The following is a 13,589-nucleotide window of genomic DNA, read 5'->3' on the forward strand; positions in this document are numbered from 1 at the left end:
GCGTGACGCACGTTCCAGGACGACCCCCCGCAGCAGGACCGCCCGACCGCCCCGGCGCCCCGCCCGGACTCCCGAGCGATCCGTCCGGGCGCACGGGCGATCCGTCCGGGCGCACGGGCGGGGGCGACGACGGCCGCCCGTACGCCGCGCTCGTCCTCGCGGGCGGCGGGGCGAGCCGGCTGGGGGGTGCGGACAAACCCGCTGTCACGGTGGGCGGCAGGACGCTCCTCGACCGGGTTCTGGCGGCGTGCGCCGACGCGGCGGCCACGGTCGTGGTGGGGCCGCGGCGCGCCACCTACCGCCCGGTCGACTGGGTGCGCGAGGACCCGCCGGGCGGCGGGCCGCTCGCCGCCCTGGACGCGGGTGTGCGCGCGCTGCACGCGAAGCCCGGTGTCCCCGTGCTCGTCGTCTCGGCCGACCTGCCCTTCCTGACCCGCGAGACGGTGCACACGCTGGTGGCGCTGGACGGCGGAGCCGAGGCCGCCGTCGCGCACGACGGGCGGGACCAACCGCTTACCGCGGCGTACCGTTTGGAGCCGCTGCGGCGTGAACTGGCGCTCCTGCGCACCGAGTACGGTCATCTGTCGGGCCTGCCGTTGCGTCTCGTACTGGAGGGGCTGAGGCTGCGCCGTGTGAGCACCTCGTCCGCGCCCTGGGTCGCCGCCGCCGCGCTGGACTGCGACACCTGGGACGACATCGCCACAGCACGGGCCCGGATCAGGGAGCATGACACCGTGCTGGATGAATGGATGGGTGCAGTCAAGGCGGAACTGGGCATCGACATCGACGTGGACACCTCCGCGCTGCTCGACCTCGCCCGGGACGCCGCGCACGGTGTCGCGCGTCCGGCCGCGCCGCTCACCACTTTCCTGGTGGGCTACGCGTCGGCGCGCGCCGACGGTTCGCCCGAGGACGTCGCCCGGGCGGCGGCCCGCGCGGCGCAACTGGCCAGGCGCTGGGCCGACGAGGCCGTCGACTCACCGACAGGTGCCTCGACAGGCGCCTCGACAGGCGCACCGACAAGCGCACCGACAAGCGCACCGACAAGCGGTGACGCGACAGACGCCGACGCGGCGAGCGACCGCACGGCGACCGACGACACAGCGGCCGGCAACGCGGAAAACGCAGACGAACGATGAGCGGAGCCGACGAACTCGACGAGGCCATCGCGCTGGCCAACAGCGGTCGGACCCGTCCGGACCCGCCCCCCGCGCCGCGCCTCAAGCGCATCCGGCGTATCCAGTGGAGCGAGCACGGCGAGGACGCCATGGAGCCCGTGGGCCCGGCAGGGCAGGCCGAGGACGGTCAGGGCCGCTCCGCACAGGAGGGCCACACCGGCCGCGGTGAGCACGCGGACGGTGCCTCACGCCCGGCTCCGCAGCACCCGGTGGACGCTTCCGGAGCCTCCGGGGAGACCGAGCGGCCGGGCGACGGAGAGGGGCGCAAGGGACACGCAGCGCACGAGACGGCACCCTCCTGGTCCGATGCGGTCGGTCTGGCGGCCTCCGCGGCCGCACCGCCACCGCCGACCTCGCTCGGCCTGAATCGGGCGCTGGGCCACACCCTGGCCGCACCGGTGCGGGCCCTCACGGACCTGCCGCCGTTCGACACCTCGGCGATGGACGGCTGGGCCGTCTCAGGCCCTGGGCCGTGGGAGCTCGCCCGTACGGACGACGGCGAGGAGCGCCCCGGGATCCTGGCGGGCGACCGTTTCGACCCGCCGCGCTTGGCCGACGGGGAGGCTGTTCGCATCGCGACCGGTGCGCGTGTCCCGGCAGGTACGAGCGCCGTGCTGCGCTGGGAGGCGGCCGAGCGGACCGGCGCGGCGCGGCTGCGTACCGCGACACCACCGCAGCCCGGAGCCGACATCCGCCCGCGCGGTCAGGAGTGCCGTACGGGGGACGCGCTGCTGGGCGCCGGTTCGCCCGTCACCCCCGCCGTGCTCGGGCTGGCGGCGGCCGCCGGGTACGACGAGTTGGAGGTCGTCGCGCGCCCGCGCGCCGAGGTGCTGGTACTGGGCGACGAACTGCTGCACAGAGGCCTGCCGCACGACGGCCGGATCCGGGACGCGCTCGGTCCGATGGTCGAGCCGTGGCTGACGGCGCTGGGTGCCGACGTGACGGCCACCCGGCTGCTGGGGGACGACGCCGAGGCCCTCTACGAGGCGGTGTCGGGGACGACGGCCGACGTGCTGGTCACGACCGGCGGTACGGCCGCTGGGCCCGTCGACCACCTGCAGCCGACGCTGCGCCGGGTGGGCGCCCGGCTGCTCGTGCACGGGGTGCGCGTGCGGCCGGGGCATCCGATGCTGCTGGCCGTGCTCGATCCCGACGACCCCGACGACGGGGCGGGGGCGACGCCGGGCGCACGGACGCGGGCCGGTGCCGCCGGAGCGGAGACGGGAGCGCGAGCGGGAGCGCGCCCCCGGTATCTGGTCGGTCTGCCGGGCAACCCGCTGGCCGCGCTGTCCGGCCTTGTGACGCTGGCCGGGCCACTGCTGCGGGCCCTCGCGGGACGGGCGGAACCGAAGCCGCGCACCGCGACGCTGGGCGCCGAGGTGCCGGGCCATCCGCGCGACACCCGTCTCGTGCCGGTACGGCGCGAGGGTTCCGGTGTCCGCTCGCGCGTGCGCCCGCTGCGCTACGCGGGCCCCGCGATGCTGCGCGGGGTCGCCTCCTGTGACGCGCTGGCCGTCGTGCCGCCCGGTGGCGCGGCGCCGGGGGAGGACGTGACGGTATTGGAGCTCCCGTGGTGAGACGGCTGAGCAGCTCACGCGAGGACGGCGACACCGAGCGGCAGGGTTCGGTGCTGCTGCCGCGCCTTTCCGTCTCACCCTTGCGGCAGGTCATGCGGCGGCTGCTGGCGGCGCTCCTGGTCCTGTGGGTGACGGTGCTGCTGGTGTACGTGGACCGGGACGGCTACGTGGACGACGTCGACGACCACATGACGTTCCTGGACTGCCTGTACTACACGACCGTCACGCTCTCGACGACCGGTTACGGTGACATCGCCCCGGGCTCGGACAGTGCGCGCCTGGTCAACACTCTCGTCATCACGCCGTTGCGCGTGATCTTCCTGATCATTCTCATCGGCACCACGCTCGAGGCGCTGACGGACCGCACCCGTCAGCAGTGGCGCCTGAACCGCTGGAGGTCCGCGTTGCGCGACCACACCGTCGTCGTCGGGTTCGGCACCAAGGGCCGCTCGGCCATCCAGACCCTGCTGTCCACGGGGCTGGGGCGCGACCAGGTCGTCGTCATCGACGCCTACCCGCAGTCGGTCAAGGCGGCCAACGCGGAGGGCTTCGCGGGTGTGGAGGGTGACGCCACCCGCAGCCAGGTGCTCGTCCGTGCCGAGGTGCAGCGGGCGCGGCAGATCGTGATCGCACCGCAGCGGGACGACACCTCGGTGCTGGTCACACTGACGGCGCGGCAGCTCAACCCGCGCATCAAGATCGTCGCGGCGGTGCGGGAGGAGGAGAACGCGCCGCTGCTGCGGCAGTCGGGCGCCGACCAGGTCATCACGAGCGCCAGCGCGGCGGGCCGGCTCCTCGGTCTGGCCATGCTCAGCCCGAACGCCAGCTCGGTCCTGGAGGACCTCATCCAGCGGGGCACCGGACTCGACCTCAAGGAGCGCCCCGTCACCAAGGCGGAGGCGGGCCGCTCCCCGCGCGAGTGCGACGACCTGGTCGTCTCCGTCGTCCGCGGCCACCGGATACTCGCCTACGACGATCCGGAGGCCGCCAGCCTGGCGCTGACCGACCGGCTGGTCGTCATCCACCGGGCGTCACGAGCCCTCCCCCAACCGGACGAGCGCAGGGGCGAGCCGAGGTGACCGGCACGGCGGTGAGCCCCCGTCGCCGCCCTCACCCCTTCAGGTGACTGTGGTGCGCCCGGCGGTCCGCGCCGTGGCGTCAGGCGTGACGATGACGCGATGGATCCGCCGCCCACCTGCCCCAACTGCCCCGAACGCCTGCTGTGGAAGGACACCCGCGAGACGGGGCCCGGCAAGGAGGACTCCTGGTTCTGGTTCTGCGCCGGATGCCGGCAGGCGTACGTACCGACCCCCGACCAGAAGCTGCGCTTCACCTACGCGGGAGGCTGCCACCGGAAGCCCGGAGGGGCGGCCCGCGCGTGCGCCGGGGGCCGGCCCGCACGCCCGTGGGACTGACTCGACCGGCCACGGGCCTGACCCGCGCGGGCTCGTGCGCCGCCCGGTAGCGTCGGCGTATGCATGCGATCACGATTCCCGAACCCGGCGGCCCCGAGGCGCTGGTCTGGGCCGAGGTCCCGGACCCGGAACCCGGCGAGGGCGAGGTCCTCGTCGACGTGGTGGCCGGCGCCGTCAACCGCGCCGACGTCCTCCAGCGGCAGGGCTTCTACGATCCGCCGCCCGGCGCGAGCCCGTACCCGGGCCTGGAGTGCGCCGGCCGGATCTCCGCTCTCGGACCCGGCGTGTCCGGCTGGTCGGTCGGCGACGAGGTGTGCGCGCTGCTCGGCGGCGGCGGTTACGCGGAGAAGGTCGCGGTGCCCAGCGGTCAGCTGCTGCCCGTCCCCGCGGGCGTGGAGGTGGCGACGACGGCCGGGCTGCCGGAGGTGGCCTGCACCGTCTGGTCGAACGTGTTCATGGTGGCTCACCTGCGTCCCGGCGAGACCCTGCTGGTGCACGGCGGATCCAGCGGCATCGGCACCATGGCCATCCAGCTCGCCAAGGCGGTGGGGGCCCGGGTGGCGGTGACAGCGGGCACGGCCGCCAAGCTGGAACGATGTGCCGAGCTGGGCGCCGACATCCTGATCAACTACCGCGAGCAGGACTTCGTGGAGGAGCTGCGCGCCGCGACCGACGGGACGGGCGCCGACGTCATCCTCGACAACATGGGCGCCAAGTACCTGGAACGGAACGTCAAGGCGCTCGCGGTCAACGGCCGACTGGCCGTCATCGGTATGCAGGGCGGTGCGAAGGGAGAGCTGAACCTGGGCGCCCTACTGGCCAAGCGCGGCGCCGTGACGGCTACCTCGCTGCGCGCCCGGCCCCCGGAGGAGAAGGCCGCCATCGTCGCCGCCGTGCGCGAGCACGTGTGGCCGCTGATCGAGGACGGCCGCGTACGTCCCGTCGTCGACAGCAGCTTCCCGATGTCCGACGCGGCCGGCGCGCACCGGACCCTGGACGAGAGCACCCACATCGGCAAGCTCCTGCTGACGACGGAGTGACCCCGCATACGGAGTGACCCGGCGTGCCGGGAGGGGGGCCTGCCGCGCGGACGGCGGGCCCCCTTCCGGCCGTCCGGACCGCATCGTCTCCACCGTCCGGACCGCGACATCTCGGCCGTCCGGGCCTGATCCTCACTGACATCGGCTTGCCCGAAATGCCGTATTAGTCCCTTTATGTGACGCTGGACTGGTCTGCGGACCATCCAGGTCGGAAGGGTCACGGTCGTGGGGCACTCTCAGCGGAACAGGGCACTCACCCTGTTGACCTGCTTTTTTCTTGCCCTGCCCGCGCCTGCCGCCCTCGCGGAGGACAGCGCGGGACCCGGTGTCTCCGGTCCGCCCGGCACCACGTCGCCCGGCGGATCTCCGCGAAACGTCACCCTCAGCGCGTCCCCTGGCGTGCTGACCACAAGCCCGACGTCCGACAGCGCGCCTCCCGCCGTCGGAGCAGAGCTCGCCCCCTTCGTCACCGCCCGCCCCACACAGCCGGCACTGCCGTCCCGCGCGCAGGCCCAAGCGGCGGGCTTGCACGCCAGGCAGCTGAGCGCGACGGCGCAAGGGACAGCAGAAACGGAGGCGGCGGCCGAGATCGCGAAGGCGGTGGCCGACGTCAGGGCCGCAGTGGAAGCGGCAACGGAGGCGAGGGAAACGACTCACCTCTCGGGCGCCCCTTCTCACGACCGCGATGGCGCGGAGGGCACCCGTGAATCCGGTCCGGGAGGAGGCCCGGAATCCCCTCGACCGAGGGACTTCGGACAGCCCCTGGAGCAACCCGGCGAAGACGGCCACGGTGACAGCGGCCGACCGCTTCCGCACCGCTCCCACGGAGCCCCGCACGACGACGACGCTCAGCACGGAAAACCACAGCGGCAGCCGGTGCAGCCTCCCGGCCCCCCGGACGAGGAGCAGCGGCCACAGCCCCACCAGGACAACAAGAAGCAGCAGGAACGACAGGATCAGCGCCGACAGCACCAGCGCGACGAACGGCACGAGGCCAAGGAACGCGAACAGCAGCGCAAACGTGAACAGGACCGGGAGCGCGAACAGGACGAGAAGCGGGACCGGGAGCGGGGACAGCAGCACAAACCCAAGCGGGAACAGAAGCGTGAGCACGAACGGCGGCAGGAGCCGCACGGGCGCAAGGGCAACGGCGAGGCTCCCGACCGGCCCGGCCGCCCGGAGGACCGGCCGTCCTCGTCCGGCAATCGCACCGCACCGCACCGCTCCGACGAGGCGATCGGGAAGCACGACCTGTACGCCTCCGAGGGGCCCGTCCCCGAGCGGACCGACGCGCGCGGCAACCGCGTCGCCGCTCAACCGTCCGGGCAGGTGCTGCCCGTCCTGCCGCTCGGCGCGGGGATGGCACTGATGGGGCTGGGGCTCGCCTTTCTGGCCCTGCGGTTGCGGCGCGGGTGACCCCTCCCTCGCTCGGCGCCGGACCCAGGGCACATGCAGAATGGGGGCATGACGCAGCCGAGCAACGAACAGTCGCAGGAGAGCCCCCAGGTCCTGGTCGTGGGCCCGGACGGAATGGCTCTGGCGGGTACCGGCGCCAAGGGCGACGGTGAGGGCGATGAGCAGGCTGAGGTCCCCGTGACGGAAATGGTCGAGCAGCCGGCGAAGGTCATGCGGATCGGCAGCATGATCAAGCAGCTGCTGGAGGAGGTGAAGGCGGCGCCGCTGGACGAGGCCAGCCGGGCCCGCCTCAAGGAGATCCACACCAGCTCGATCAAGGAGCTGGAGGACGGGCTCGCGCCCGAGCTGATCGAGGAGCTGGAGCGGCTCTCGCTGCCCTTCGCCGACGACTCCACTCCGACCGACGCCGAACTGCGCATCGCGCAGGCCCAGCTCGTCGGCTGGCTCGAGGGGCTCTTCCACGGCATCCAGACCGCACTGTTCGCCCAGCAGATGGCGGCGCGCTCCCAGCTGGAGCAGATGCGCAGGGCTCTGCCGGCGGGTGCCGTACCGCCGGAGGACGCCGCGCAGGCCAACGAGGAGAACCGCCGCACCGGCGGCCCCTACCTGTAGGCACCCGCGCCGGTACGCGCCCCGTACCGGCAGGGAAGACATCGGGCGACGACATCGGCCCGGCCTTCCCGACCGACCGAGCTGATCGAAGCGGTCGGGCCGGAGGGCCGGGCCGGTGTCATCCAGTGGTCCGGTCGGTGTCGCCGGCGTTCCGGGCCGGTGTCATCCAGTGGTACAGCGCCATCGCGACGCTCGTGGCGAGGTTGTAGCTGGAGACCTGCGGTCGCATGGGGAGCGCGACCAGGTGGTCGGCGCGTGAGCGCAGCGCGTCGGACAGACCGTGCCGCTCCGAGCCGAAGGCGAGCATCGCGCCGACCGGCAGCGTCACGGACCGCAGATCGGTGCCCTCCGGGTCGAAGGCGAACAGCGGCAGGTCCGGCAGCTGGTTGACCTGCCGCCGTGCGACGGGCACGGCGAAGTGCAGTCCCGCGCCGGCGCGGACGGCCGCGGGATGCCAGGGGTCGGCATCTCCTGTGGTGAGCACACCTGCGGCGCCCGCACCCGCTGCCAGCCGCACGACGGCTCCGACGTTGCCCAGGTTGCGCGGGTTGTCGAGCACGACGAGCGGCGCCCCACCACCTGGGCCCGCGCTCGCTGCCCCGTCTCCCTCCCTGCCGTTCTTCTCATTGCTCTTCTCGCCGCACCCGTCGAACGCATCGGCAGCGCTCTCCCGCAGGGCGAGCGCCGCCACACCTGTGGGGTGCGGGCGGGGCACGAGGCCGCGCAGCGTTTCAACGGACACCTCGCGCAGCAGCGCTTCCAGCGTGCCGGTCAGGTCGGGGGCGAGCTGCTCGGCCAGCGCGAGGGCGGCGCGGCGGTCCGTGGCCAGCGCGAGGGGCACCCGCGCGCCGAAGCGCAGCGCGTGCTTCAGCGCGTGGAACCCGTCCAGCAGCACGCCGTCTTCGGCGTACCGCGCCCACTGGGTCTCAGCCGGTCCTGTCACCCGGCCACCCTACGGGCGCCGATGCCGGGACCGCCGGGTCCTCGGAGCCGGCCGTCCGCGGTGAAGGGGGCGCCACCGGTTGCCGGCGGACGTCCCCTCCCGGCAGCCGTCCCCGCACGCGGGTTCTGAGGACGGTGACGCGTCGGCCGAGCCAGACGAGGAAGACGGTCGGCAGGAAGACCGCGTCCGCCGCGATCATCGCCATCGAGAAGAACGGCAGTCCCAGCAGGACGGCGATGCCGACATGCTCCATGATCATCATGGCGAGGAGCACGTTTTTCACCCGCCTGTTGAACAGGGTGAAGGGGAAAGCGACCTGGGTGATGACCGTCCCGTAGGTGACCAGGAAAACCATGAGGCCGTTTCCGGCCAGCAGGTGGCTCAGCTCGGGCCACGGCGTGAAGTAGTCCAGATTCATCGGGTAGTAGACGGCTGTGCCGTCCTGCCACCGGCTGCCCTGGATCTTGTACCAGCCTGCCGTCGAGTAGATCAGGCAGACCTCGACCATGATGATGAGCAGCACACCGTTGTGTGCCAGATTGGCGAGGATGTCGCAGACGGTGCGCAACTCGCGCAGTCCGCTGCCGCCCCTGACGGCGACCGCCTTGTTCACACACCACCACGCCGCGTTGGCCACCCACAGCGCCCAGAAGAAGAGCGTCCAGCCGGTGGTCATCGCCCCGGCGATCGTGCCGCCCACCAGGATCGCGCCGAGCACCGCCCACAGCACGACGCCGCCGGTGCCCGCCACCGGATCGCCGACCCCGGAAGCGGTGCTCCTTCCGGCGCTTGCCGGAGCGCTGTTCCCTCCGGCGTGTGGCGGAGCGCTGTTCCCTCCGGCGTGTGGCGGAGCGTTTCCTCCTCTTCCGTGCGCGCCTGCGGACGCGTCTGTGCGGGCGGCTTCCGTGCGGGTTTCGGCACGGGAGCGTGAACGGTGGGCCCGCCGTGCGTCCAGTGACCACACCTGCGAACAACGGGTCAGGATCAGGTACAGCGACATCAGGTGGATGACGTTGTCCCCGCCGTCGCCCATGAAGACGCTGCGGTTCTGCAGCGAGAGAACCCCCACCATGAACAGCACGGTGGCGGCACGCGTGTGCCACCCCAGCAGCATCGCCGCCGCGGCCGCCATGGCGACCAGGTAGACGAGTTCGAACCAGCTGCCGCTGCTCGCCCACATCAGCACGGTGAAGGCGTGGTTGCTGTCGATCAGCTGCTTGCCGAGCCCGAAGCTCCAGGGGCCGTCGGGACCGTAGAGCTCGTGCCGGTGCGGCCACTCCCGCAACAGGAAGAACAGCCAGGCCGCGCCGAACCCGATGCGCACGATCGCCGTCTGATACGGACCCAGCGCGTACCCGGTCACCTTGCCCAGCCCGCGCGAAACACAACGCTCGACCCGCACCCGGGGCCCCTGGAACCGCGTCCCCGGGCCCCGTCTCGAGCCCGAACCCGGGTCCGCTCGCGAGCCCGATCCCGGGCTCGCGCCCGGCTCCGTACCGGAGACGGACGACGGCACGTCTGCGCCGGAGGCCGCGTACCGCCCCTCTCCCGTGACGTCCTCCGTCACTTGGCACCTCCCGGCAGGTCGGCGCTGGTGACCTGCCACCAGGGCTGCACCGAGTACTCGGTCTTGCTGTCGGTCTTCTCGTCGCCCCACTCGGGCGGTGCGACGGGAGTGACCACGGCGCGCACCTGGATGCGCTCGACGCTGCCGCCGTTCAGTTCCGTACCGAAACGCAGCATCACGATCCGCTTGATGTACTGCTCGGAGAGCCGGCCGCGCAGCCCGTAGGACTTGCCCTTCTCGTCATGGTTGTCGGCGTAGAACTCCCAGGCGCGGCGCAACTCGTTCTGCTGGGTGTGGCTGGGCGCCGGGTTTCCGTTGATGGCCGCACCGTCCATGGCGCTGAGGTCGACCCAGCCCGTGGTCTTCGTGCTGCCGCCGGGCGCAGCGATGCGCGCCCGCGCGTGCACGGCGACGTTCTGCTGGAGGGGGTTGGGTGCGAAGAGTTTCCAGTTGCGTTCGAACTCCGGATAGACGTAGGAGTCCACGACCTCCGCGTGCCGCTTGCTGACCGTGTTGTCCGGTGCCGTCTGCAAAAAGACCATCGCCACGTGGAACGCGACTCCGACGGTGACGACGGCCACGGCTATCGAGACGAAGATCCGCGCGGGCAACGAGAGCGCGGCGATGCCCCGCATGCCGCCTCTTTCCCCCGCGTCCCCCGTTTCCCCCGCGCTGTCCGCCCCGGGCACCTGGTGCGCTGCTGGCTCCATGCCCTCCCTGCTCCCCATTCCTTCAATGCCATGCCCATGCCTGGACCGGTCCGCCTCGAAGACTCTCAGAGACTACTGGTGCGGGGGAGCCCCGCCCGAGGGTCCGTGCCATTCGCTGTCCACAGGCGTCCCGGGCTGCTCTTGACAGCTTGGTGAGCCGCGCTCATTCTTGAACCGAACGATCGGTCGGTCGGTAGCCTGCGGCCGCCTGATCAGCGGGCTCGCCGGCTGGTCAGGCGGTCGGCCTGCTGACCAGCCGGCCGACCGACCGGGATCGTGCCGGGAAACACCGACGCCGAGATATCAGGGGGCTCGCATGTCATCGGTGACAACGCCGCCGCTCAGCCGGCGGGCCGGGGAGGGGAAGGGCCCTGCGGGGTCAGCGCCGGGTGGCGCCTCGCCCGAGGAGGAGGCCGCGCTCCAAGCCGCCTTCGACGCGGCCGTCGCCGCCGAGGAACGCATCGAGCCGCGCGATTGGATGCCGGACGCCTACCGCGCCACGCTCGTCCGGCAGATCGCCCAGCACGCCCACTCCGAGATCATCGGGATGCAGCCGGAGGCCAACTGGATCACGCGCGCGCCGTCACTGCGCCGCAAGGCGATCCTGATGGCCAAGGTGCAGGACGAGGCGGGCCACGGCCTCTACCTCTACGGCGCGGCCGAGACGCTGGGCACGGGACGCGAGCAGCTGCTCGACAAGCTGCACGCCGGCCGCCAGAAATACTCCTCCATCTTCAACTACCCCACCCTCACCTGGGCCGACGTCGGCGCGATCGGCTGGCTGGTGGACGGCGCGGCGATCACCAACCAGGTGCCGCTGTGCCGCTGTTCCTACGGCCCCTACGCCCGCGCCATGGTGCGTATCTGCAAGGAGGAGTCCTTCCATCAGCGTCAGGGGTACGAGCTGTTGCTGGCCCTCTCCCGCGGCACCGAGGCACAGCACGCGATGGCGCAGGACGCGGTGGATCGCTGGTGGTGGCCCTCGCTGATGATGTTCGGCCCGCCCGACGAGGAGTCCGCACACAGCGCCCGGTCCATGGAGTGGAAGATCAAGCGGCACTCCAACGACGAGCTGCGGCAGCGTTTCGTCGACATCTGCGTCCCCCAGGCCGAGGCTCTCGGCCTCACCCTCCCCGACCCCGAGCTGCGCTGGAACGAGCAGCGCGAGCACTGGGACTTCGGCGCGATCGACTGGCAGGAGTTCCGCGACGTCCTCGCGGGCAACGGACCGTGCAACGACCAGCGGCTGCACCGGCGCCGCGCGGCGCACGAGGACGGCGCCTGGGTCCGCGAGGCGGCGGCCGCCCACGCCGCCAAGCAGGCGGCCCGAAGGGCGGCCCCTCATCCCGCGCCCCCGACCGCCGGCACCGAGCCACCGACCCGCCCGGCCGAGCAGAGCCGGCAGCCCCACACGCCCGAGCACGCTCCGCAGCCCCACCCGGACGAACCCGCCCCGCAGGCCCGGGCAGACGAACCCGCACAGCGAGGAGTTGAGCACAGCTCATGAGCGCCGACTGGCCTCTGTGGGAGGTCTTCGTACGCAGCAGGCGCGGCCTCTCGCACACCCACGCGGGAAGCCTGCACGCCCCGGACGCCCAGATGGCTCTCCGCAACGCGCGGGACCTGTTCACCCGCCGCTCCGAAGGTGTCTCCCTGTGGGTGGTCCCCTCCGGCGAGATCACCGCTTCCTCGCCCGACGAGAAGGACCCCTTCTTCGCCCCCGCGGCCGACAAGCCCTACCGCCACCCGACGTTCTACGAGGTCCCGGAAGGAGTGCGGAACCTGTGAGTGCCACCACGCCCCCTGCCACCCTCGCCGCTCTCCCCCTCGGGGACGACGCGCTGATCCTCTCCCACCGCCTCGGCGAATGGGCGGGCCACGCCCCCGTGTTGGAGGAGGAGGTGGCGCTGGCCAACATCGCGCTGGACCTGCTGGGCCAGGCCCGTGCGCTGTACACCGAACTGGCCGACGTGCTCGGCAGTGAGGACGAGATCGCCTACCTACGGGAGGAACGGGCCTTCCTCAACTGCCAGCTGGTGGAGCAGCCCAACGGGGATTTCGCGCACACCCTCGTCCGCCAGCTGTTCTTCTCCACCTACCAGCAGCCGCTCTACGCCCAGCTGGCCACCTCACTCCCGCTGGCCGCCAAGGCGGTGCGGGAGGTCGCCTACCACCGTGACCACGCCGAGCAGTGGACGCTGCGCCTGGGTGACGGCACGGAGGAGAGCCACGCCCGCACCCAACGCTCCGTCGACGCGCTGTGGAGGTACACGGGTGAGCTGTTCCAGCCGGTCGAGGGGCTGGACGTCCGCTGGGCGGATCTGGAGGAGGAGTGGGACGCCGGCATCCGCGAGGTGCTCGGGCAGGCGGGGCTGGCGGTGCCCGACAGTCCGCGCCACGGCGCCTGGTCGGCCGGGGCGGGCCGCCAAGGAGTGCACACCGAGCCGTTCGGCCGGATGCTCGCCGAGATGCAGCACCTGCACCGCAGCCACCCGGGGGCGACATGGTGACGGCACACCCCACCCACGACCCGACCGCCGGCTCCCCCTGGCCCTCGCCCTCACCCTCCCACTCTCGCGCCCTCTCCTTCGCCGAGCTGGCGGGTGCGGTGCCCGATCCCGAGCTGCCGGTGGTCACGCTCGCCGAACTGGGCGTGCTGCGGCGGGTGACCGAGCCTGAGCCCGGTCACGTCCTCGTCGAGCTGACTCCGACCTACACCGGGTGCCCCGCGATCGAGGCGATGAGCGCCGATATCGAGGGGACGCTCCGGGAGGCCGGGGCCGAGCGGGTCGAGGTCCGCACCGTGCTCACCCCGCCCTGGTCGAGCGACGACCTCACCGAGGAGGGCCGCCGCAAGCTCGCCGCGTACGGCGTCGCGCCGCCCCGGGAGGGCGCCCGCACCCGCGGCCCCGTCCTGGTGGGTCTCTCCCCCACCCACCGCATCCGGCCCGGCGCCCCGGAAGAGCGGGGGCACGCGTCCGCCCCAGGCCCCGACCCCGGCCCCGTCCACTGCCCGCACTGCGGCTCTGCCGAGACGACGGAACTGAGCCGGTTCTCCTCCACCGCCTGCAAGGCCCTGCGCCGCTGCGAGAGCTGCCGGGAGCCGTTCGACCACTTCAAGGAGGTGTGAG

The 13,589-nt window shown here is 72.6% G+C and carries 14 protein-coding genes; 11 read left to right on the forward strand and 3 right to left on the reverse strand.

The features are described from left to right. Positions 1-2 precede the first annotated feature (2 nt). The 7 genes from DTL70_RS31985 (at position 3) to DTL70_RS32015 (ending at position 7,238) form a co-directional block, all read left to right on the forward strand. Complete coding sequence (locus DTL70_RS31985) at positions 3-1,139, forward strand: DUF6457 domain-containing protein (RefSeq protein ID WP_114025528.1); 1,137 nt, start codon at positions 3-5, stop codon at positions 1,137-1,139. Next, positions 1,136-2,755: a molybdopterin molybdotransferase MoeA gene (locus tag DTL70_RS31990; protein WP_114025529.1), complete on the forward strand. Its 1,620-nt coding sequence runs from the start codon at positions 1,136-1,138 to the stop codon at positions 2,753-2,755. The genes DTL70_RS31985 and DTL70_RS31990 overlap by 4 nt, the downstream gene beginning before the upstream one ends. Further along, complete coding sequence (locus DTL70_RS31995) at positions 2,752-3,834, forward strand: potassium channel family protein (protein WP_425470429.1); 1,083 nt, start codon at positions 2,752-2,754, stop codon at positions 3,832-3,834. Before DTL70_RS31990 ends, DTL70_RS31995 begins: the two co-directional genes overlap by 4 nt. Before the next feature lie 99 nt (positions 3,835-3,933). Further along, positions 3,934-4,170: a hypothetical protein gene (locus DTL70_RS32000; protein WP_114025530.1), complete on the forward strand. Its 237-nt coding sequence runs from the start codon at positions 3,934-3,936 to the stop codon at positions 4,168-4,170. A gap of 59 nt (positions 4,171-4,229) precedes the next feature. Further along, positions 4,230-5,210, forward strand: coding sequence for an NAD(P)H-quinone oxidoreductase (locus DTL70_RS32005; protein ID WP_114025531.1), 981 nt, complete (start codon positions 4,230-4,232; stop codon positions 5,208-5,210). An 876-nt stretch (positions 5,211-6,086) separates the two neighbouring features. After that, complete coding sequence (locus DTL70_RS32010) at positions 6,087-6,626, forward strand: hypothetical protein (RefSeq protein ID WP_114025532.1); 540 nt, start codon at positions 6,087-6,089, stop codon at positions 6,624-6,626. A 48-nt stretch (positions 6,627-6,674) separates the two neighbouring features. Further along, a complete protein-coding gene (locus DTL70_RS32015) occupies positions 6,675-7,238 on the forward strand; it encodes a bacterial proteasome activator family protein (protein WP_114016834.1) in 564 nt (187 codons plus the stop codon). Positions 7,239-7,356: 118 nt separating this feature from the next. Here DTL70_RS32015 and DTL70_RS32020 read toward each other — a convergent pair whose 3' ends face one another. The 3 genes from DTL70_RS32020 to DTL70_RS32035 form a co-directional block, all read right to left on the reverse strand. Further along, a complete protein-coding gene (locus DTL70_RS32020; RefSeq protein ID WP_114025533.1) occupies positions 7,357-8,181 on the reverse strand; it encodes a TrmH family RNA methyltransferase in 825 nt (274 codons plus the stop codon). Next, a complete protein-coding gene (locus DTL70_RS34680; protein WP_245980230.1) occupies positions 8,165-9,583 on the reverse strand; it encodes an HTTM domain-containing protein in 1,419 nt (472 codons plus the stop codon). The genes DTL70_RS32020 and DTL70_RS34680 overlap by 17 nt, the downstream gene beginning before the upstream one ends. Positions 9,584-9,744: 161 nt before the next feature. Beyond that, positions 9,745-10,458, reverse strand: a complete 714-nt coding sequence (locus DTL70_RS32035; RefSeq protein ID WP_220183687.1) for a DUF5819 family protein — start codon at positions 10,456-10,458, stop codon at positions 9,745-9,747. A 316-nt stretch (positions 10,459-10,774) separates the two neighbouring features. Here DTL70_RS32035 and paaA point away from each other — a divergent pair, with 316 nt between their 5' ends. From paaA to paaD, 4 genes are read left to right on the forward strand one after another with little or no spacing between them, the layout of a single operon-like run. Further along, a complete protein-coding gene (paaA, locus tag DTL70_RS32040) occupies positions 10,775-11,965 on the forward strand; it encodes a 1,2-phenylacetyl-CoA epoxidase subunit PaaA (protein ID WP_245980232.1) in 1,191 nt (396 codons plus the stop codon). Beyond that, complete coding sequence (gene paaB, locus DTL70_RS32045) at positions 11,962-12,246, forward strand: 1,2-phenylacetyl-CoA epoxidase subunit PaaB (RefSeq protein ID WP_114025535.1); 285 nt, start codon at positions 11,962-11,964, stop codon at positions 12,244-12,246. Before paaA ends, paaB begins: the two co-directional genes overlap by 4 nt. After that, entirely contained in the window at positions 12,243-12,968 is a 726-nt protein-coding gene (paaC, locus tag DTL70_RS32050; protein WP_114025536.1) for a 1,2-phenylacetyl-CoA epoxidase subunit PaaC, read from the forward strand. The genes paaB and paaC overlap by 4 nt, the downstream gene beginning before the upstream one ends. Further along, positions 12,962-13,588: a 1,2-phenylacetyl-CoA epoxidase subunit PaaD gene (gene paaD / locus DTL70_RS32055; protein ID WP_114025537.1), complete on the forward strand. Its 627-nt coding sequence runs from the start codon at positions 12,962-12,964 to the stop codon at positions 13,586-13,588. The genes paaC and paaD overlap by 7 nt, the downstream gene beginning before the upstream one ends. Position 13,589: the final 1 nt, after the last annotated feature.

The organism is Streptomyces diacarni, from assembly GCF_003323715.1.
Classification (GTDB): domain Bacteria; phylum Actinomycetota; class Actinomycetes; order Streptomycetales; family Streptomycetaceae; genus Streptomyces; species Streptomyces diacarni.

Bases quoted from the DNA above. Each gene is read 5' to 3' on its own strand.
- DTL70_RS31990 (WP_114025529.1), top strand. From the start codon at position 1,136: ATGAGCGGAGCCGACGAACTCGACGAGGCCATCGCGCTGGCCAACAGC.
- DTL70_RS32000 (WP_114025530.1), top strand. From the start codon at position 3,934: ATGGATCCGCCGCCCACCTGCCCCAACTGCCCCGAACGCCTGCTGTGG.
- DTL70_RS32005 (WP_114025531.1), top strand. From the start codon at position 4,230: ATGCATGCGATCACGATTCCCGAACCCGGCGGCCCCGAGGCGCTGGTC.
- DTL70_RS32015 (WP_114016834.1), top strand. From the start codon at position 6,675: ATGACGCAGCCGAGCAACGAACAGTCGCAGGAGAGCCCCCAGGTCCTG.
- DTL70_RS32035 (WP_220183687.1), bottom strand. From the start codon at position 10,458: ATGGAGCCAGCAGCGCACCAGGTGCCCGGGGCGGACAGCGCGGGGGAA.
- paaA (WP_245980232.1), top strand. From the start codon at position 10,775: ATGTCATCGGTGACAACGCCGCCGCTCAGCCGGCGGGCCGGGGAGGGG.
- paaB (WP_114025535.1), top strand. From the start codon at position 11,962: ATGAGCGCCGACTGGCCTCTGTGGGAGGTCTTCGTACGCAGCAGGCGC.
- paaD (WP_114025537.1), top strand. From the start codon at position 12,962: ATGGTGACGGCACACCCCACCCACGACCCGACCGCCGGCTCCCCCTGG.